Source organism: Arthrobacter sp. 01T428 (genome assembly GCF_056398685.1).
The window spans coordinates 121,738-140,716 of record NZ_JBFTPW010000003.1; the positions used below are offsets into that span (position 1 = coordinate 121,738).

General features: G+C 64.1%; 17 protein-coding genes and 1 pseudogene. 10 read left to right on the forward strand and 8 right to left on the reverse strand.

What is annotated here, in order from left to right; genetic code table 11:
• The first annotated feature begins 83 nt into the window (after window positions 1–83).
• From AC1DJB_RS05905 to AC1DJB_RS05915, 3 genes are read left to right on the forward strand one after another with little or no spacing between them, the layout of a single operon-like run.
• A complete protein-coding gene (locus tag AC1DJB_RS05905; protein WP_284989577.1) occupies window positions 84–869 on the forward strand; it encodes an alpha/beta fold hydrolase in 786 nt (261 codons plus the stop codon).
• Between the two features lie 19 nt (window positions 870–888).
• On the forward strand, window positions 889–1,785 hold the full coding sequence (locus tag AC1DJB_RS05910; RefSeq protein ID WP_284989576.1) for a hypothetical protein: 897 nt from the start codon (window positions 889–891) through the stop codon (window positions 1,783–1,785).
• A 49-nt stretch (window positions 1,786–1,834) separates the two neighbouring features.
• Window positions 1,835–2,677, forward strand: a complete 843-nt coding sequence (locus tag AC1DJB_RS05915; protein ID WP_084784417.1) for an IclR family transcriptional regulator — start codon at window positions 1,835–1,837, stop codon at window positions 2,675–2,677.
• Window positions 2,678–2,822: 145 nt separating this feature from the next.
• On the opposite strand, the gene AC1DJB_RS05920 is transcribed toward AC1DJB_RS05915, so the two are convergent.
• Window positions 2,823–4,319 (reverse strand): purine-cytosine permease family protein, encoded by a 1,497-nt coding sequence (locus AC1DJB_RS05920; RefSeq protein WP_441432735.1) that lies wholly within the window; start codon window positions 4,317–4,319, stop codon window positions 2,823–2,825.
• A gap of 135 nt (window positions 4,320–4,454) precedes the next feature.
• Complete coding sequence (locus AC1DJB_RS05925; RefSeq protein WP_441432734.1) at window positions 4,455–5,216, reverse strand: FadR/GntR family transcriptional regulator; 762 nt, start codon at window positions 5,214–5,216, stop codon at window positions 4,455–4,457.
• Window positions 5,217–5,309: 93 nt separating this feature from the next.
• Here AC1DJB_RS05925 and AC1DJB_RS05930 point away from each other — a divergent pair, with 93 nt between their 5' ends.
• From AC1DJB_RS05930 to AC1DJB_RS05945, 4 genes are all read left to right on the forward strand, one after another.
• Window positions 5,310–6,188, forward strand: a complete 879-nt coding sequence (locus tag AC1DJB_RS05930; protein ID WP_441432733.1) for a carbon-nitrogen hydrolase family protein — start codon at window positions 5,310–5,312, stop codon at window positions 6,186–6,188.
• A 10-nt stretch (window positions 6,189–6,198) separates the two neighbouring features.
• Window positions 6,199–7,548: an APC family permease gene (locus tag AC1DJB_RS05935; RefSeq protein ID WP_441432732.1), complete on the forward strand. Its 1,350-nt coding sequence runs from the start codon at window positions 6,199–6,201 to the stop codon at window positions 7,546–7,548.
• A 37-nt stretch (window positions 7,549–7,585) separates the two neighbouring features.
• The gene (locus AC1DJB_RS05940) at window positions 7,586–8,386 is read left to right on the forward strand and encodes a carbon-nitrogen hydrolase family protein (RefSeq protein WP_441432731.1); all 801 of its coding nucleotides are present in this window, start codon (window positions 7,586–7,588) and stop codon (window positions 8,384–8,386) included.
• Window positions 8,387–8,468: 82 nt separating this feature from the next.
• Window positions 8,469–9,920 carry a purine-cytosine permease family protein gene (locus AC1DJB_RS05945; protein ID WP_441432730.1) on the forward strand — a complete coding sequence of 484 codons (1,452 nt, stop codon included), beginning with the start codon at window positions 8,469–8,471 and terminating at the stop codon, window positions 9,918–9,920.
• Window positions 9,921–9,971: 51 nt separating this feature from the next.
• Here AC1DJB_RS05945 and AC1DJB_RS05950 read toward each other — a convergent pair whose 3' ends face one another.
• The 4 genes and pseudogenes from AC1DJB_RS05950 to AC1DJB_RS05965 all read right to left on the reverse strand — a co-directional run bounded on the left by AC1DJB_RS05950 (window position 9,972) and on the right by AC1DJB_RS05965 (window position 13,806).
• Window positions 9,972–10,829, reverse strand: a complete 858-nt coding sequence (locus AC1DJB_RS05950) for an aldo/keto reductase (protein WP_441432729.1) — start codon at window positions 10,827–10,829, stop codon at window positions 9,972–9,974.
• A gap of 24 nt (window positions 10,830–10,853) precedes the next feature.
• Window positions 10,854–11,264 carry a (R)-mandelonitrile lyase gene (locus tag AC1DJB_RS05955; RefSeq protein ID WP_306963764.1) on the reverse strand — a complete coding sequence of 137 codons (411 nt, stop codon included), beginning with the start codon at window positions 11,262–11,264 and terminating at the stop codon, window positions 10,854–10,856.
• Window positions 11,265–11,463: 199 nt separating this feature from the next.
• Window positions 11,464–12,654: pseudogene (locus tag AC1DJB_RS05960) on the reverse strand (MFS transporter); the annotation flags it as partial.
• Between the two features lie 99 nt (window positions 12,655–12,753).
• The gene (locus tag AC1DJB_RS05965; RefSeq protein ID WP_441432728.1) at window positions 12,754–13,806 is read right to left on the reverse strand and encodes an NAD(P)-dependent alcohol dehydrogenase; all 1,053 of its coding nucleotides are present in this window, start codon (window positions 13,804–13,806) and stop codon (window positions 12,754–12,756) included.
• A gap of 144 nt (window positions 13,807–13,950) precedes the next feature.
• Here AC1DJB_RS05965 and AC1DJB_RS05970 point away from each other — a divergent pair, with 144 nt between their 5' ends.
• The 3 genes from AC1DJB_RS05970 (at window position 13,951) to AC1DJB_RS05980 (ending at window position 17,257) form a co-directional block, all read left to right on the forward strand.
• Window positions 13,951–14,619 carry a TetR/AcrR family transcriptional regulator gene (locus tag AC1DJB_RS05970; RefSeq protein WP_441432727.1) on the forward strand — a complete coding sequence of 223 codons (669 nt, stop codon included), beginning with the start codon at window positions 13,951–13,953 and terminating at the stop codon, window positions 14,617–14,619.
• Window positions 14,620–14,626: 7 nt separating this feature from the next.
• Window positions 14,627–15,883 (forward strand): FAD-dependent oxidoreductase, encoded by a 1,257-nt coding sequence (locus AC1DJB_RS05975; protein WP_476910025.1) that lies wholly within the window; start codon window positions 14,627–14,629, stop codon window positions 15,881–15,883.
• A gap of 147 nt (window positions 15,884–16,030) precedes the next feature.
• On the forward strand, window positions 16,031–17,257 hold the full coding sequence (locus AC1DJB_RS05980) for a S53 family peptidase (protein ID WP_284989563.1): 1,227 nt from the start codon (window positions 16,031–16,033) through the stop codon (window positions 17,255–17,257).
• A gap of 76 nt (window positions 17,258–17,333) precedes the next feature.
• On the opposite strand, the gene AC1DJB_RS05985 is transcribed toward AC1DJB_RS05980, so the two are convergent.
• Together AC1DJB_RS05985 and AC1DJB_RS05990 are read right to left on the reverse strand one after the other, a co-directional pair.
• Window positions 17,334–18,506, reverse strand: a complete 1,173-nt coding sequence (locus AC1DJB_RS05985; RefSeq protein WP_441432725.1) for a flagellar hook protein FlgE — start codon at window positions 18,504–18,506, stop codon at window positions 17,334–17,336.
• A 39-nt stretch (window positions 18,507–18,545) separates the two neighbouring features.
• Window positions 18,546–18,971, reverse strand: a complete 426-nt coding sequence (locus tag AC1DJB_RS05990) for a flagellar hook assembly protein FlgD (protein WP_284989484.1) — start codon at window positions 18,969–18,971, stop codon at window positions 18,546–18,548.
• Window positions 18,972–18,979: the final 8 nt, after the last annotated feature.

Genomic DNA, 18,979 nt, shown 5'->3' on the forward strand with positions numbered 1-18,979 from the left:
GACACGGCCCTTTCCCCTTGACCCGCACGTGGATGGGCCCCAGAGTTTAGGAACCTACTGTCCGCCACATCGAAGGGTCTGGGATGTCCGAATTTGCGATCTCGAAAGACGGTACCCGCATCGGGTATGACCAATACGGCGAAGGACCTGCCGTCATCCTGGTTGGCGGCGCGATGCAATTCAGGGGCTTCGACTCCAACACCATGGAAATGGCCAAGCTCCTGGCCGCCAAGGGGTTCACGGTGCTGAATTACGACCGGCGCGGCCGAGGGGAAAGCGCTGAGGCTCCGTCATTCAGCCTGAAGGACAACATCGACGATCTCGCCACGCTCATCGACATCGTGGGCGGCCAGGCCGCGCTCTTCGGGAGCTCTTCCGGTGGCTCGATTTCCCTGGCAGCGGCGGCAGCAGGCTTGCCCGTCACGAAGCTCGCGCTCTGGGAGACTCCGCTGAGCGAAGAACTCGGCGCCGGCGGGGCTGAATTCTTCGCCGGGCTCCAGGAACGGGTCGCCTCCGGCGACAAGGCCGGCACCATCGAGTACTACATGAAGGACATGCCGCCGGAGTGGCTGGCCGGAGCCAAGAACAGTCCAGGATGGCCCATCATGATCGAATTGGGCCCCAGCCTTTTGGCCGACGCCGAATCCCTCGCGTGGTCCCAGTCCGCGCCTCGGGCAGCGCTCTGGTCCGGCATCACCCAGCCCACCCTCGCGATAGTCGGCGAGCAGACCGTCCCGATCATGCCGAAAGCGGCCGACTCCATCGTGGCCAACATCCCGAGCGCCCGCAAAGCTACCATTCCAGGCGCCAACCACGGCTGGGAACCTAGCGTCATGGCCGACGCCTTGGCCGAGTTCCTCGCCGAGTAATACAGCACTCGCTTTCACCATGAACCTGGCCGGGATCGCCGTCGAGCTCTACACACTGGTTCCCTCGGCCTTCACGGCGGCCCGCACTGCGCGGGCCAAGGAAGCCAAGTCGGATGGGGATGCCGAACTGGCGAAACAAATCGCCCAGTTGCCCAAGCCTTCGACGGCGGCGTGGGCCGTCAACATGCTTGTCCGGCACGGCACCAAGGAATTCGCCGGCGTCCTGGAGCTTGGGGCCTCGCTCGGGCGAGCCCAGGAGCAGCAGGATCACGACCGTCTCCGCACGCTCGGCCAACAGCGCCCGCGCGTCCTGGGCGCCGCCGTCGAGCAGGCCCGGGCAGTGGCGGAAGGCCTCGGTGTCAAGGTCAGTGGCGCCGCCGCGATGGAGATCGAGGCCACGCTGAGGGCCGCCATGACGGATCCCGGCGCCGCCGCGGCGCTCCGCAGCGGGCAGCTTGTGCGTTCGCTCGCCACGAACGGATTGGAACCCGTGGATCTCTCGGGCGCGGTGGCGATTGCGGGCGCGCTTCCCGCGGTGGACGTCACCCAGGAAGAGCCCGACGACGGCGGGCGGCAACGGGGGCGGGCAGACTCACAGCGGGCTCGCGCCGACTCGGAGCGCGAACGCGAGAAGGCACAAACCGTACTCGCGGAAGCAGAGCGCAGTGCGGACAAGGCCGACCTGGAACTCGCGCAGGCCGAGCGCGAGAAGTCCGAGGCCTTGCGCCGGAGCGAGCAACTCGCCGTCGACGTCAAAGCCGCCAAGGACAAGCTGGCTGCATTGCAACAGGAGCTTGCCGCGACGGAGTGGGCGATCACCCTGGCTGAGCGGGACCGCAAGCTGGCAGCCCGGCTAGCCGAGCGGGAGCGCCGGGCCGCGGAAACGGCACGGGCCCGGTTGGAGGGACTTTCTTAGCGGGCGCAACGTCCGGTATACCGGACATTCCGAGGCGTATTCTAGGACAATGTACAGTCAATCGGTGCGGCCCAAGGCGCCGGCCGCGGCCCAGGTGCTGGCGGTTCTCAGATACGTTGCCGGACAGGCCGGCCCGGTCAGCGCGTCCATCATTGCGCGCGATGTTGGACTGCCTCGGTCCACCACGTATCAGCTCATTGCCTCCCTGATCGATGACGGCTTCCTGGTCCATCTTCCCGAGGAGCGCAAGTATGCCTTGGGAGTGACCGCCCATGAGTTGGGGACCGGGTATTCGCGGCAAGCTCCGATCCAGCGGATCGCCCGGTTCCCCCTGTCCCGGCTCGTCGCCCGGACCCGCCGGACTGCCCATCTTGCCGTGATGCACGGGCGCGACGTCGTTTACGTGATCGAGGAGCGGGCGCCGCGGCAAAGCCCCCTTGTCACCGACACCGGAGTCCGGCTTCCTGCCCACCTGACGGCCAGCGGCAGGGCGATGATGGCCCAGATGGACCCCGCCCAGGTGGCTGCGCTTTTCCCTGGGCCAGAGGCTTTCGCGGAGCGCCACAGCAAAGGCCCGCAATCCTTGCCCGCATTGCAGGACCTCTTGGCGCGGGCACGATCGCTCGGATACGCATGGGAGCAGGACGAGGTCACGGAGGGGTTTTCTTCTGTGGCGGTCGCCGTCCTCGACCGGCAACGCTATCCCGTGGCCAGCGTGACGTTGACGGTGTCGAACCGGGCGTTTCCCGGCGGAGGCACCCGTCACCGGGCCAAGGACGCCGAGACCCCGGAGGAAAGGGCGGTCCGCATCGAGGACGTCGCCCGCGAGTGGATTCCGGAAGTGACCAGGTGCGCGCGGGAAATTTCCCGCAGGCTGGGCACCCAAGCCTGACCCCGACGTCGTTCCCTCTGGTCGACTGGGACGCTCGCTAAAATATAGGACCAAATGCCAGGACGCTCGCTCACCAAAAGTGAGCGAGCGTCCGCCGAAAACATCCCAAAAGTGAGCGAGCGTCGGAGGGGGCACAGCCCAAAGGCTAGACTGCCGCGGTGTTCGACGCTGAGCCGGCTAGCGGCGCTATTGCCCCCGAGTCCGATTCCGCGGGGTCGGGTTCCGTCGGGTAGACCATCTCGGCCGGTGCGTTGGAGTTCCTCTTCGCCAGCGGGTAGAACACGATTGCCGTGACCACGAGGCCTACAAGCCAGGAGATGTCCGCCCCGCCGAGAAGCTCGGTCATCGGGCCGGTGTAGAGGGTCTGCGCCAAGAACGGGATCTGGACGACGATGCCGATCGCGTAGCTGAGCAGCGCTGTCTTGTTCCAACGGCCGTAGCGACCGTTCAGGTCGTAGAGGGCCGGAATGTCCACCTTCTCCTTGGAAACCAGGTAGTAATCCACCAGGTTTATGGAGCTCCAGGGGATGAACACCATCAGCAGGAGAAGGACGAAGTTCTTGAAGTTGGCGATGAAATCGGGGGAAGCAAGCACTGCGATGAGCACCGAGAGTCCGATAAAGCCGATCACGTAGGCGAACCGGGTCCATGACGCCACCGCGGACTTGCGGGTGAACGCCGTGACCGAGGTAAGCATGGTCATGTAGCCGCCATACGCGTTCAGCGTGTTGACGGTCAGTTTTCCGGTCACGATGACCAGGTAGATGACTACCGCGATCAGTCCGCCTCCACTCAGGTTCCCGAGGAAAGCGACTTGGCCGTCCAGGAACCGTGCACCCTTGGGCAATGCGAGGGCGGCGAAGAGAGCGCCCAGCGTCATGGACCACTGGGAACCAATCACCGTGCCGAAATAGGCCGACATGAAGGTCTTGCGTGCTGGGGTTTTGGAAGGCAGGTACCGCGAGTAGTCGGCGACGTACGGGCCGTAGGTCAGCTGCCATCCGGCGCCCAGCGAAATGGCGAGCAGGAAGGTGGGGAACTCGAAACTGCCGGCTCCCAAGAGTGCGCCGACGTCCTGGCTGGCCAACAACCTGATGCCCAGGTAGGTGAAGCCGAGGATACCGACGACGGTGGCAATGCGGCCCAACATGTGGATGTACTTGTAGCCCAGGGTCGCCACGACGATGGTCAGCGCCCCGAAGACGATCATGCCCACGGCCGGGGTGCCCGTGTGGAGGATGAGGCTGACTGCCTGTCCGGAGAGGACCGTACCGGTGGCGGCGAAGCCGAGGTACATCACGACCACCAGGACCAAGGGAATCACTGCCCCGAAGATCCCGAACTGTGCCCTGCTGGAAATCATCTGCGGCAGGCCGAGCTTCGGCCCCTGCGCCGCGTGGAGCGCCATCACAGCACCGCCCAAGAGGTTTCCGATCAGGAGGCCGATGATCGCCCACAGCGCATCCGCGCCGAACAGGACTGCCAAGGCGCCGTCGACAATAGCCGTGATCTGCATGTTCGCCCCGAACCAGAGCGTGAACTGCTGGCCAGGCGAACCATGGCGTTCATTTTCCGGGACAAAGTCGATGGAACGACGCTCAACGCGCGGCCCACCCGTTCCCGCTTTTCCTGTGGCCTGCATGCCTAATCCTCACTTTGACAACCGAAGTCCGATGTCCCCAACTGAGAATCAATCAGAGCATGCAAAGTGACAGTGATCACGGAAAGGGGTCGATCTTTAGTCCGATATCCCGGACGATAAGCCACGAGCTGTTGTTCACCCGGATTCATGGCCGTCGCCGCCGGCGAGGCCCATGAACATCGTCTTGTGCAACACGTCCACGTGCCGCCGCGATACCTCCACCGCGCCGCGGTCGTCGCCGGCGCGCAAGGCGTTGACGAGCGCAATGTGGTCCCGGTTGGACTCATGGAGAAACTCGATCGGGTACGGGATGAAGTATGCGTAGAGCTCCGCCAGCGCCTCGTTGTAGACGTCGACCGCAGCTCCCAGGCCCGAGCACGCCGCGACCAGCCTGTGAAACCTCTCGTCGGCCTGGTGATACTCGGACCAATTGCTTGATCCGGCCATCTCATGGGTCAACCGCTCCAGCTCATCCAGCTGCGCTGCCGTGGCGTTGACGGCGGCGAAGTGGGTAACCGCGCATTCGAAGAGCAACCGACGGTCCACCAGCCGGTTCACTGCATGGGATTCGGCTGGCGACGCAGCGAGCTCTTCAAGGACGTTTTGCGGCGGCTCGTCGGCGACGAAGGTTCCGCCGCCGCGCCCCCGCCGGCGGACAACGACCCCCTGGTCGGCCAGGCTCGCTAGGGCCCTGCGGGCGGTGATCGGGCTGACCGAAAGGCCCAGCGCGACGTCTTGCTGGTCGGGCAGCCTCTCCCCGGGCTGAAGCAGTCCCAAGGATATGGCCATGCCGATCCGCAACCGCACGGCGTCGATTGCGCTCCGGCGGTCGATTCCGAGCAAAGGGGCAGCATCGATGGGTGAGTCGCCGGTGGTGTCCTCGAGCTGACGGGTCATATCCGCTACTTTACGGGGCAAAATCCACCTTCCTTTTATTTGATCATTATGATCTAATATGAGGCGAGTCACAACGACAACGTGGAGAAACCAGTGCAACGCATCCTTCCCCTCATCGCCGCCCAGGCGGCACCCCGACTGATCGGCGAACCGATCGAGGCCTTCGCCGCCGAAGTCGCCGCCGCCGTCGCGATCCAACCGCACAGCAAGCTCGTGGTCTTCCCGGAGCTGCACCTTTTCGGGGATTCCAACCCGGACCTGCAGCGTACGGAAGTGCTGCAGGACTCGGCCGAGCCGCTGGACGGTCCGCGCGTCAAGGAACTGCGGCAGCTCGCAGCTGACCTGGGGATCTGGTTGGTTCCGGGCAGCGTCTGCGAGCGCGGCCCCGAGGGGCAATTGTTCAATACCCAGCTGGTCCTTTCCCCCGAAGGCGAGCTCGCCGGCTACTACCGCAAGGTCTTCCCTTGGCGCCCCTTTGAGCCCTACGACCCCGGCGACCGGTTCACCACCGTCGACCTGGAAGGGATCGGCAGGGTGGGCTTGAACATTTGCTACGACGCCTGGTTCCCCGAGGTGACCCGCCAGTTGGCGTGGATGGGCGCCGAAGTGATCCTCAACGTCGTGAAGACCACGACGCCGGACCGCAAGCAAGAACTCGTCCTCGCCAAGGCAAACGCGATTGTGAACCAGGTCTTCATGGTCAGCGTCAACTGCGCGGGACCCACCGGCAAAGGCCTCAGCCTGATCGTCGACCCCGAGGGGAACACCATAGCCGAGGCCGACGACGACGCGCCCACCCTTCTCTCCGTGGAACTGGACCTCTCCGCCGTCGAGCATGTCCGCACGCACGGGACCGAAAACCTCAACCGCCCCTGGTCCCAATTCCGCCCCGGCGAGCCGCCCATCGAGCTGCCTGTCTACCAAGGCCGCATCGACCCGACCACCTGGACCCCACGGTCCTCCAACTCCTAAGGAACCACCGGTGACAACGCAACCGAGCCTCACGCGCGCCCTGAAACTGCCCTCGCTGGTCCTGTTCGGGCTGGCCTACCTGACCCCGCTCATCGTGCTGGCGATTTTCGGCGTGATCGCCGAAACCACCGGCGGAGCATCCCCGTCGGCCTATCTGGTGGCCATGGTCGCCATGCTCTTCACCGCGCAGAGCTACGGACGCATGGCCGTTGCCTATCCGGTGGCCGGCTCCGCGTACACCTATATCCGGCGCTCCATCGATTCCCGGATCGGCTTCCTGGCCGGTTGGGCTGTCCTGCTGGACTACCTGTTCCTGCCGATGGTCATCTGGCTCATCGGCGGCTCGTACCTCACCGCGCAGTTCCCGGACATTCCCATCGGGGTCTGGATTGTCGCGTTCATCGCGATCACAACGCTGCTCAACGTGGTTGGCGTCAAGGTGGCTGACAAGGCCAACTACCTGCTGATGGCATTCCAGCTTCTAGTGATAGTCCTTTTCGTGGCCTTGTCCGTTGGAACCTTGGTCTCGACCTCCGGCGCGAGTGCCCTGGTCAGCACCGCTCCATTCTTCAACGACACGTCGAGCTTCGACAAGATCACCGCTGGCGCTGCCATCGCGGCGTACTCGTTCCTGGGTTTCGACGCCGTGTCCACCCTCACCGAGGAGACCATCGAGCCGAAAAGGACCGTACCGAAGGCGATCATGCTTGTGGCACTCATCGGCGGCGCGATCTTCGTCGTCGTCTCCTACACCACACAGTTGATCCACCCCGGCGGGGTGTTCGACGATTCGGCGTCGGCGGCGTCGGACATTGCCCTGAAGATCGGCGGACAGTTCTTCGGCGCAGTCTTCCTGGCCGGACTCGTGGTGTCCCAGTTTGCCTCCGGACTCGCGGCGCAAGCCAGCGCCTCACGATTGCTCTACGCCATGGGCCGGGATTCCGTCCTGCCGAAGAAAGTCTTCGGGGCGTTGAACAAGTCCTTCCACACGCCGGTATTGAACCTGGTCATCACCGGCGCGGTGGGACTCATCGCCATGTTCCTGGATGTCGCCACCTCGACGTCGTTCATCAACTTCGGTGCCTTCACCGCCTTCACCCTCGTCAATGTCTCGGTCATTGCCTACTACCTGCGCCAACGACGCTCGGGGAACCGGCTCAGCGTAATGTTCTACGTGGTCATGCCGGCTGTCGGAGCCATCATCGACGGTTTCCTGCTCTCCCAGCTCGATTCGAATGCCATCACGCTCGGACTGATCTGGCTCTGCGTCGGCGTCGTTGTACTCGGCATCATCACCAAGGGGTTCCGGAAGGCGCCGCCGGAAATGGTGATGGAGGAAAAAGAAGCAGCCCTGGTATGACGACGGAACACAGTAAACGGGGAGAAACGAGGACTGCGTGCGCATCACCCTAGCCCAGCTGGATTCCGGCACGGACGTCGGCCGCAATCTCGACCTCATCGCGGATTACTGTGCCCGGGCCGCCTACGAGGGCTCTGAGCTCATCGTGTTCCCGGAGTACTCGACGTACGAGAAAAGCCGGGTGGACCGGAGCTTCGTGGACATGGCCGAACCCCTTGACGGCCCTGTGGCTTCCACGCTCTGCGCGATGGCCGCACGCTACGGGATCGCCGTCGTCGCGGGTCTCCTGGAAGCGCCTGGTGACGGAGACGGAACCAAAGAACCGGACCGGGCATTCAACACCTTGGTGGCGATCGGTCCGGACGGTTCCCTCCTCGCCAGCTACAGGAAGATCCATCTGTTCGACTGCCAAGGATTCCGCGAATCGGAATACATCAGACCGGCGCCGGAACCATTGCCCGTCACCTTTTCCTGCGGCGGCATGACGTTCGGGTTGATGACCTGCTACGACCTGCGCTTCCCCGAGTTGGCGCGCATCCTGGCCGATGCCGGGGCCGAGGCGCTCCTCGTCTGTTCTTCGTGGGTTCCCGGTACCGCAAAGACCGAGCAATGGGCCACATTGGCCAAGGCCCGGGCAATAGAGAACGGCGTGTACGTGGCGGCGGTCTCCCAGACTCCACCGGTATCCATCGGCTACAGCATGCTTGTGGATCCCCTCGGGACTGTCCTGCACAGCCTCGACACGGAGCCGGCCACCGCCACGCTGGACCTCTCCCCGGATGCCGTTTTGGCAGCCAGGGACCAGTTCCCCACATGGCGGCACCACCGGCTCCCCTAGGAATCTCGCGGCCTCTTCTAGGCCGCCCCACTCTGTGCTAAACCAAAGTCAAGATGCACCGATGCTCCGAAGGAGATGCACCATGAGCGCAACGACGGACAAAGGATCGGGCCGAGGGCTGGAGATCCGGTCGATCGACTATGTTCCACTGAACGAGCGCCACGGCAAGGTCTCGCACATCGGACCGCTGTGGTTCGTCAGCAATGCCCAGATCGCCACCCTGGCAGTGGGGTTGATCAGCATCACCACCGGCGGCAACTTGATCTGGTCGCTGCTCGCGATCGCCATCGGGGTGCTCGTCGGCACGCTTTTCATGGCCGCGCACTCCTCGCAGGGCCCCCAGCTCGGCCTGCCACAGATGATCCAGTCCCGGCCGCAGTTCGGCTACATCGGCGCCCTTCTGGTTTGGCTCTTCGCCTACCTCCAGTACGCCGGCTTCAACATCTTCAACACCATCCTGGCCGGCCAAGCGATCTCGGAGTCAGTCAACTTCGGGTCGCAAAACCTTTGGTTCTGGGTGGTCACCATTGTCGCCGTCGTCATCGCCTTGTTCGGCTACGACCTCATCCACGCCTTTGAGCGCTACCTGACGTACCTGACCATCATCATGCTGGCGTTGCTCACCATTGCAGCCGTGAAGCTGGCCATTCCCGCTGGCGCATACAACCTGGCTGACTTCCACATGGTGCCGTTCCTGGGCCAGCTGGGGGTCGCGGCCGGCTACCAGATTTCCTGGGCCATCTACGTCTCTGACTACTCCCGCTACCTTCCGCCGGCCAGCGGACGGGGCACTTTCAGATGGACGTTCTGGGGCAGCGCGCTCGGCGGTATTTGGGTGATGTTCCTGGGCGCGTACATCGGTGCGGCCGCCGGGGAGAACTTCGAAACCATCGGCTCGATCAAGTCCACGGCCGACCAGCTCTTCGGCGGATTCGGTGGCATCGCCCTGTTCGTCGCCGCCCTGGGCTTGCTGTCCGTGACGGCCCTGAACATGTACGGCGGTTCGCTGACCTTGATATCGTCCATCGACAGCGTGCGGCAGATCCGGCCAACGCTAAGGCTCCGGATCATCACGATTTCCGTCACCGCCCTCATTTCCGTGGTCCTGGCTAACCTGGCCTCGGCCGACTTCCTCGCCAACTTCAACGACTTCCTGCTGTTGGTCCTGTACTTCTTCATTCCGTGGACGGCTGTCAACCTCACCGACTACTTCATCGTCCGCAAAGGCCACTACGCCATCGCGGAGATCTTCAAGCCCGATGGGATCTACGGACGCTGGGGCTGGCCCGGCATCATCTCCTACCTTGTCGGCTTTGTGGTGATGATTCCCTTCTTCTCGGCAGGCAAGCTCTTCGTCGGGTTCATCGCCCACGCCCTGGACGGCGCCGACATCTCGCTGTTTATCGGGCTCCCGGTCTCCGCAGGGCTGTATTGGCTAATGACCCGACGCATCGACGTCGAAGCAGAGACCCGCATGGCCAAGGAAGAGGCCGACGCCCTGGAGGCGGCCGCGCACGAACACCTGCTTCCGTAACTCCGCCGGACTAATGGGGTAGGGGTCGGGCAATGGTCCAACCCCGGCGCCTCAGTTGATCCTGCGATTGCCGAGCCAGCTGACCATGGCGGGGTCGCGGTGGTCGAAGAAGAGGCTGGCCCCGGTGTCCAAGGCGGCGATCCGGCTCATCTGCTCGTCGGTAAGGGTGAAATCGAAGACGTCGAGGTTCTGGGCCATGCGTTCGGGCCGGACGGACTTGGGGATGACGACGACGTCGCGCTGGATGAGCCAACGGAGAACCACCTGTGCGACGGACTTGCCGTGCGCATCGGCGATGGTGCTGAGAAGCGGGTTGGTGAACAGGTTGTTCTTGCCTTCGGCGAAGGGTCCCCAGGACTCGATCTGGACACTGCGTTCGCGCATCATTGCCTGGTCGGCCGCGCGCTGGTGGAAGGGGTGGGTTTCGATCTGGTTGACTGCCGGGACGATCTCGTTGTGGTCGATGAGGTCCACCAGCCGGTCGAGGTGGAAATTCGAGACCCCGATCGCGCGGGCGAGGCCGTCCTGGTGGAGTTCCTGCATGGCGCGCCACTCGCTGTAGTAGTCCCCCAACGGCTGGTGGATCAGGTACAGGTCGACGTAGTCGAGTCCGAGGCGGCGGAGTGAGTTGTCGAAGGCGCGCTTGGTGTCGTCCTGGACGCTGCCTGCCGGGGCGTGCTGGATCCAGAGCTTCGTGGTGATGAAGAGTTCGTCGCGGGCGAGGCCGCTGTTCTTGATGGCCAGGCCAACGGCCTCTTCGTTCAGGTAGGAAGCGGCGGTGTCCAGGTGACGGTAACCGGCGTCGAGCGCGGCTTCCACTGCGGCCTGGGTTTCCTCGTCCGGGATCTGGAAGACGCCGAAGCCGAGGATCGGCATTTCGACGCCGTTGTTAAGGGTGACGGTGTTCATGGGTTTCCTTCGCTTGGATGGGGGTTATCGGCTGATTTGGGCGTGGGCGGCTTGGTAGTCCTGTTCACTGACGGGCTCAAGCCAGGTGGCGCTCTCCCCGTTGTCATGCTCCACCAGGGCCAGGTGGCACATCATGTTGTCCTGGGTGGCGCCGTGCCAGTGTTCCTCGCCGGGGGGCGTGTGGACCGTGTCCCCTGCGCGCATGAGGATCACACTGCCGTCCCGGGTGGCAACGAACCCGGTGCCATCGGTGCAGTGCAGGGTCTGGCCAAGAGGGTGGGAATGCCAGTTCGTACGGGCACCGGGGGTGAAGCGGACCATCGCCGCCACGAGACGTGAGGGCGCCTCGCCGTTGTGGAGCGGATTGAGGTAGACGTCTCCCGTGAATCTCTCCGTAGGGGCTTTGACGGTCGGGGTGGGGGGAACGAGTTTCATGGCGTCTGCCTTTCGCTAGTGCCGTGATTGTTGTGCGTGCCGAAGCGGCAGGGACACCGCTACGAGGACCAGAAGGAGAAGGGCCGTGATACTCAGGTTGATGCGCAATCCTGCCATGAAGTTCTGACCGGCGAGTGCGGCCGAAGATCGCGACGCCGAGGGAGCCTCCGAGCTGCCGGGCGGTATTGACCGCGCCGCTGGCGGTCCCCGCCAACTCCGCCGGCACGTGGTCCAGGATGAGGGCAATGATCGGCGGAACCGTGAAGGAACCTCCGACGCCGACGGGCACCATCAGGAACGCGACGAGCAGGGTCGGCGCATTGCCTGGCAGGAGGCAGAGGCTCGCCAGCCCCGCGGCCATCAGCAATTGGCCAGAGACGATCGCGACTATGCGCCCGAATCGCTCCGCGAACCTGGCCACGAGGGGATTCAGGAGGGCAACAAGCCCGGTCATGGGCAGGAACAAAAGCCCGGTCTCCAGGGCGCTGGCTCCGCGTTCCTGTTGGAAGTAGAGGCTCTGGAGGAAGACGACGCCGTAGAACGCCGCCATGGTGACCCCGGCGACAATCAGGGCCGTGGAGACTGCGCGTGAACGGAACAAGTCGAGCGGGATCATTGGGTGGCTTCCCCGTGCTTGTGCTGCCACGAATACGGCTGCGGATGCGACACATATGGCGAACGTCAACAAGATGTGGGGGCTTCCGTAGCCGAGTTCGGCTCCTTCGATGATGCCGTACGCCAGGCTCGCGAGCGTGAGGACCGCCGCAACCTGCCCCGTCCAGTCAAAGGGCATCGAGCGTCGTGGCGAAGGAGCCACTCGGGAGAGGACCAGCAGGGCTGCCACTCCCACCGGAAGGTTGACGAAGAAGATCAGTCTCCAGTCCAGTTGCGTGAGGATGCCTCCGAGCACGGGCCCGGCAGCAGCGGCGACCGAGCCGCCCAGGCCCCAGTACACGATTGCCCTTCCGCGACGCGCAGGATCGTGGAACGCCTCCCGGATGAGGGCGAGGGACGTAGGGGTAATCATTGCCGCACCGATGCCCTGCAGGACGCGTCCGGCGATGAGTGCAGGAAGGCTCGGGCTGAACCCGCATGCCATCGAGGCAACGGTGAAGAGAATCATGCCGATGCCGTAGGCGCGACGCGCCCCAACGCGGTCTGAGAAGGTCCCTGCGAAAAGCTGCAATGCCGAGAACATCAAGGTATAGCCGGTGACTATCCACTGCAGGCCGGAAAGGCCACCGCCGAAATCATTCCGGATCTCCGGCAGCGCGACGTTGACAATCTGGGCGTCCAAGGCGACCACGAAAAATCCGAGCATGGCAACCGCGAGAGATGCGCGCGGACGCGCCACGGCTTCCGGAAAGGATTTGACGGTAGTCACGGACATGGTGGCCTTCCAAGCAGGGAAACGGGGACTGATTCAAGAAAACCAGTCCCCGGGTCCGCGTGGGAGTGCCTGTTATAACGTGTACTGCCAGTGCCTGTTTCAGTTGCCTTGAGCTTCTCGGATGGTGATCGCGATTTTCCCCCGCACTTTGCCGGCGTCGAAATAGCGCATGGCGTCCGGAACCTGCTCCAGCGGATAGCTGCGGTCGACGGTCGGGGTGAGGGTTCCGGCGTCGATGAGCCCGGCAAGGTATTCGAGGTCCGCAACGTCCTGCGTCCCCATGACCATGGTGAGCCGCTGACCGATGAACGGGGACAGCGCGAGGGCCCTGAATTGCCTGTCGATACTGCCCGTCCAGGAGCCGCCTTCTTCGCCGCCGGTGATAACAGCCGTGCCGGTAGGCGTGAGCGCCTTGCGGAGGCGTGCCAGGGTGGGGTTCCCGGCAATATCCAGGATCAGATCGTAGTGTTTGGTGCCGTCGGCGAAGTCCTGCGTGGTGTAGTCGAGGACGTGATCGGCACCGAGCGAGCGCACCAGGCCCATTTTGGCGGCACTGCACACGCCCGTGACCTCAGCCCCGGCAGCTTTTGCGAGCTGAACAGCGTAGCTGCCCACTCCTCCCGAGGCACCAAGGATCAGAACCTTCTGTCCCGGCGCTATCCGGCCCGCGGCGCGAAGGGCCTGCAGCGCAGTGCAGGCGGAAACCGGGACCACCGAGGCTTGTTTGAAACTGATGTTCGCCGGTTTGAGCGCCAGTTGGCTTTCGCGGGCCGTCGCATATTCAGCGAAGGAACCCTTCCCGACCCCGAAGACCTCGTCCCCGACGGCGAATCGGGTCACTGCTGCTCCGACCGCCGTGACCGTGCCGGCCAAGTCCATCCCGGGCACAGGATTTTTGGGGGCGCGGACGCCGAACGCCAGGCGCAGCGCGTAAGGCAGGCCCCGGGTTACATGCCAGGTCCCCCGGTCCAGTCCTGCAGCGTGGACCCGGACCAGCACCTCGTTCTCCGCAATCGTCGGTGTGGGGATCTGCGCCAGGTGCAGGACGTCGGCGGAGCCATAAGCCTCCTGCACGATGGCCCGCATCGTAACCTCCGGCTTTTGCGAGCCGCCTGAAATCGGAGTCTCCGCAGCATGCTGACCAGCGGTCATGGCCGTTCCTTTCCAGTCATTTGGGGTGTTCAGCTACTTTTTCGTACGCTGTACCAAAAAGATTATCGTACAATGTACTAAACCGCTAGACCCCCTGCACTAAATCGCTGGAGTACTGCACCAACTAGAGTCCAAGGAGTCCCGATGCCGGACACTGCACAGCCCCTCCCCCAGCGACGCCCTCCGTTGAGCCGCGAAAGGGTGCTCGGTTGCGCTGTGGATCTCGCTGACGAGTCAGGAATCGCCGCGCTGACCATCCGCTCGCTCGCCCAGAGCCTGGGAACCAAGCCCATGTCGCTCTACTACTACGTGGCCAACAAGGATGAAATTTTGGATGGCATCGTGGACATGGTCTTCCACGAAATCGCATTACCCTCCCCCGCGGGCGACTGGCGGGAGGAAATGCACCGGCGGGCACACGAAGTGCGCAGCGCGCTCAAACGCCATCCTTGGGCGGTCGGGCTGCTGGAAAGCCGCTCCGCCCCGGGCGAAGCGAACCTGCGTCACCACGAAGCGACCTTGGCGACCTTGAGGGCAGCAGGCTTTTCCGTCCAGATGACGGCCCATGCCTATGCCTTGCTCGATAGTTACATCTACGGATTCGCACTCCAGGAAGCCGCCCTTCCTTTTGACGGCAGGGACACCGCCGCCGAGATCACAGCGCCGATCGTTGAACGCTTTTCGACCGGGCAATACCCCCACATGATGGAGATCGCCACCGAACACGTCCTCAAACCCGGCTACGACTTCGGGGACGAGTTCGACTTCGGGCTGAACCTCATCCTTGACGGCCTCAGCCGGTCGATGAGGTGAGCCAGGAATGTCCAGCGAATCCGAAACCACACCCGTTCCGGGCCCCGGCCTCGGCCCATGTTCTTGGGACACGCAGTGTTGCGTGGTCGGCGGTGGACCGGCTGGCATGATGCTCGGCTACCTGCTGGCCCGCGCCGGAGTCGAGGTGACAGTGCTGGAGAAGCACGCCGATTTCTTCCGTGACTTCCGGGGCGACACCATCCATCCTGCGACTACCGACATACTGGCCGAACTGGGATTGCTGGAAGAGTTTCTGAGCCTGCCGCACACGGAGATACCGGAACTGCGTCTCGGCATCTCCGGACAGACCTTCGGGCTGGTGGACTTCCGGCACCTCCCCTCCCGATGCAAGTTCATGGCGTTCATGCCGCAGTGGGACTTCCTGACCTTCTTGGCCACCCAGGCCATGCAATACCCCACCTTCCGACTGGAAATGAGTACCGAGGCCACCGGCCTACTCCGCCACGGTGAGCAAGTGATCGGCGTACGGGCGCGCACTCCCCAGAGCGAAGTAGAGATCAGGGCGGATCTCACGGTGGCGTGCGACGGGCGGTTCTCCCTTGGCCGGGAACACGCGGACTTGCCGCTAAGGGAGTTCGCAATGCCGATCGACGTGCTGTGGTTCCGCGTGCCGCGCAGCGAGGATGCGCCGCCGACCCTGGGCTATGTCGGCGGCGGGCAGATCGTGCTGGCCATCGACCGCGGCGACTACTGGCAGTGCGGCACGATCATCGGGAAAGGAACACTCCCGCAGGTTCAGGCCGCGGGGCTGGCCGCCTTCCGCGACCGGGTGGCACGTGCCGCGCCGTTCCTGGCCGCCGGCCTGGCGGCGCTGACCGACTGGGACCAGATCAAGCTGCTGTCCRTGCGCTCCAATCGGTTGAGACGCTGGTGCGAGCCAGGCCTGTTATGCATCGGCGACGCCGCCCACGCTATGTCGCCGGCCGGAGCCGCCGGGGTGAACTACGCCATCGCCGACGCCGTCGCCACGGCCAATCACCTCGCAGTACCACTGCGCACGGGCACCATCGCCTTCGCCGACCTCCAGCGCGTGCAACGACGACGCGAACCAGCGGTACGGATCGCACAGGCATTGCAGCGACAGCAGACACGCCAACTCGCTTGCCTTGCCCAAAACAACCCACCCGTCCAACTCATACGGCTCATCAGCCACACGCCACTGGTCAAACGCCTCTTGGGCCGCATTGTGGGCCTCGGTTTCCGTCGCGAACACATCCACAGCCCCCACCTCACCAACCACTAGCAATCGAACCGCAAATCTCCCCGGTGGCTCATGAGACCGCAGGGGTGGATGTGACATGGGTGACAATAGTGACGTTTGGTGCGAAGCTTGTCACGCCGAGTTGACTATCCTGTCAAGTCGGATCTTATTGTTCCTCAGGGAGGTTTCGTGAAGAAGATCCTTAGCGTTTCCGGGACGTTGTTGCTGTTGCTGAGTGCGTTCTCAGCCACAGCACCGGCCGCAGTTGCCCAACCATCTCCGTCCGCCAACTGGCATGCGGAGAAGGTCTGCGCCGATGTCCCAGCCGGCAATGCGTCGTGTTTTGCGCTCAAGTACGTCGATGATTCGACGACTCCGGGCAAGTCGTCGCCGGGAGGACAAACCAAACCCGCTTCGAGCACGCCGCCCGCCACCGGCAAGACCCCCGCGGACATCCAGAGTGCCTACAACATCACAGGCCTCGCGTCTGGCGGCAGAACCGTCGCAATCGTGGATGCCTACGGCTATCCGAACCTGGAACGCGATCTCGGCGTTTACCGCTCACAGTTCGGCCTCCCGGCATGCACGGTCAGCAACGGCTGCCTCACCATCAAGGACCAAAACGGCGGCAACAAGCTTCCCAGGTTCAATTCCGGATGGGCCGACGAAACGGCCCTCGACGTCGACGCCGTCTCTGCAGCGTGTCCGGACTGCAAGATCCTGGTAGTGCAGGCGACAACAGCGAGCCTCAGCGACCTTGGGACAGCCGTGGCAACGGCCGCAAAACAGCCCGGCGTCGCGGCGATCTCCAACAGCTACGGCGGCGGGGATTCAGCAGACTCCAGCTACGGCACGTACTACAACCACCCGGGCATCGCGGTGACAGCGTCAACCGGCGACAACGGGTATACCGGCTCGTCCTACCCCGCTTCCTCGAGTTACGTCACCGCCGTGGGAGGCACATCGTTGGTCAAGAACTCCAGTGCACGCGGGTGGGGCGAATCTGCCTGGTCCGGCTCGGGATCCGGATGCTCAAGTGTCAATGCCGCGTTGCCAGCGGCTGCCACGTTCGGAACTGGGTGCAGCAAGCGCGCCTCGGCGGACGTCTCCGCCGTCGCGGATCCGCAGACCGGCCTGGCAGTGTACGCGCCGAGCAGCAGCACCACCTCGTCATGGGCCCAGTATGGAGGGACCAGCCTCTCCTCGCCCCTGATCGCGGCCATGTACGCGCTTTCCGGGAACACAGGCAGCTCCTCGGCACTGGCCAACTCTCTTCCGTACACGAACTCCGGGAAATTCAATGACGTCGCCTCGGGTTCAACGGGCACGTGCTCCACGAGCCAATGGTGCCTCTCCGGGACCGGATGGGACGGACCCACGGGCGTCGGCACTCCGAACGGGGTCGCCGGACTCTAAAAAGCAGTAACTGCCTGAAGGGTGGCCGGCGTCCAAGGATGCCGGCCATCCTTCTGTCTGTGAACGGGCAGTGTCACTAGTGCTTCAGGTTCGTCAGCTCCTGCAGGACCTCGTCCGACGTCGTGATGATGCGGGCGTTCGCCTGGAAGCCGCGCTGGGCAACGATCAGGTTGGTGAATTCCTGGGAGAGGTCAACGTTGGACATCTCAAGGGCCCCGGCAGTCAGGGTGCCGAGTCCGGCGTCGCCCGGGGCGCCCAACTGGGCTGCGCCGGAGTTGGCGGTAGCCACATACGTGGAGCTACCGGATTTCTCGAGGCCGCCGGGGTTGGTGAAACGGGCAAGGGCCACGCGGGCCATAACCTGCTTGCTGCCATTGCTGAACGAGCCGATGAGTGAGCCGTCGCCGCCGAGGGTGAATGACTCCAGCTTGCCTGCCTCGGATCCGTTCTGGCTGCCGACCGTGAGTGTGCTCATGGCGGCGAATCCGGTAACAGTGGACATGTCCACCGAGATGCCGCCGACGGTCATGGCACCGCCCGAGGTCAGCGCACCGTTCGCGAACGTGAGCGTCGAGTTCCCCGTGGCGCCGTTGGCGTCGGCCCCGGCCACATCCCAGCCTCCCGCAGAGCGGCTGAACGTCAGAGTCAGGCTGCGGGAGGCGCCGTCGGCGTCGTACACCTTGACCTGGCGCTCCACGCTGGTCCCCACGGCCGCATCGGACGGCAGGTTGCCGTCCAGCGAGGCCTTGGTGGTGGCGACGGCGGCCGACGTCGTATTGGGTGAGAGGGCGATCGGGCCAACGGGACCTCCCAAGTTCACGGCGCCGTTGGCGGCAGACCAGCCCTGCAGGATCCCGCCGTCGGGGCTCACCAGACGGCCGGCCGCGTCCATGTCGAAGGCGCCCGCGCGGGTGTAGAGCTGCTGTCCGGCCTTGCTGGTGATGAAGAACCCGTCGCCGGAGATCATCATGTCAGTGGCGCGCCCGGTGTTCTGCGATGAACCCTGGCTGAAGTTGGTGCTGACTCCCGCCACGCGTACCCCGAGGCCGATCTGGGCGGGGTTGGTGCCACCGGTCTCGGCTTGCGGGGCGCCGGCGCCCTGGGTCATCTGGGAGAGCGTGTCCTGGAACTGCGTGGAGGAGGCCTTGAAGCCGGCCGTGTTCACGTTGGCGATGTTGTTTCCCGTGACGTCCAGCATGGCCTGATGGGCACGGAGGCCGGAGATTCCGGAGTACAGCGAACGAAGCATGGTGTTGCCTTTCTTCGGGTGGTTCGAGGGTGTGGAGCGTCAGGCGGTTGGCGTGGCGGCGGCGGTCATCCCGCTGATGGAATCGAGCGGAACGTTCACTCCCCCGACCGCTACCGTGGGGGTTCCGGCCGCGAAGGAAACCGAACTCGCGACGCCCGAGCCCTTTGTCCCGTCGGCGAGCGCATAGCTGACGTTGTGCCCGATGATCTGTGCCGCGGCACTGCGCATCTGGAGCGAAAAACTCTCTTTGGCGTCCGCCGTGAGTTCCGTCATCTTCTCCATCATGGACAGCTGGACGGTCTGGTTCATCATCTGGTTGGTGTCCATGGGAGCGCTCGGGTCCTGGTTCTTCAGCTGAGTCACCAGGAGGGACATGAACATGCTCGAGTCCATGGTCTGCGCGGGTTTGGCTGCGGTGGTTCCGGGCTGGACTCCGTTGCTTGCCGCGATGGCTTGGATGGTCACTATTGGCT

Coding starts and splice junctions, on each gene's coding strand:
- AC1DJB_RS05905 (WP_284989577.1), top strand. CDS start 84: ATGTCCGAATTTGCGATCTCGAAAGACGGTACCCGCATCGGGTATGAC.
- AC1DJB_RS05910 (WP_284989576.1), top strand. CDS start 889: ATGAACCTGGCCGGGATCGCCGTCGAGCTCTACACACTGGTTCCCTCG.
- AC1DJB_RS05915 (WP_084784417.1), top strand. CDS start 1,835: ATGTACAGTCAATCGGTGCGGCCCAAGGCGCCGGCCGCGGCCCAGGTG.
- AC1DJB_RS05920 (WP_441432735.1), bottom strand. CDS start 4,319: ATGCAGGCCACAGGAAAAGCGGGAACGGGTGGGCCGCGCGTTGAGCGT.
- AC1DJB_RS05925 (WP_441432734.1), bottom strand. CDS start 5,216: ATGACCCGTCAGCTCGAGGACACCACCGGCGACTCACCCATCGATGCT.
- AC1DJB_RS05945 (WP_441432730.1), top strand. CDS start 8,469: ATGAGCGCAACGACGGACAAAGGATCGGGCCGAGGGCTGGAGATCCGG.
- AC1DJB_RS05950 (WP_441432729.1), bottom strand. CDS start 10,829: ATGAACACCGTCACCCTTAACAACGGCGTCGAAATGCCGATCCTCGGC.
- AC1DJB_RS05955 (WP_306963764.1), bottom strand. CDS start 11,264: ATGAAACTCGTTCCCCCCACCCCGACCGTCAAAGCCCCTACGGAGAGA.
- AC1DJB_RS05965 (WP_441432728.1), bottom strand. CDS start 13,806: ATGACCGCTGGTCAGCATGCTGCGGAGACTCCGATTTCAGGCGGCTCG.
- AC1DJB_RS05970 (WP_441432727.1), top strand. CDS start 13,951: ATGCCGGACACTGCACAGCCCCTCCCCCAGCGACGCCCTCCGTTGAGC.
- AC1DJB_RS05985 (WP_441432725.1), bottom strand. CDS start 18,506: ATGCTTCGTTCGCTGTACTCCGGAATCTCCGGCCTCCGTGCCCATCAG.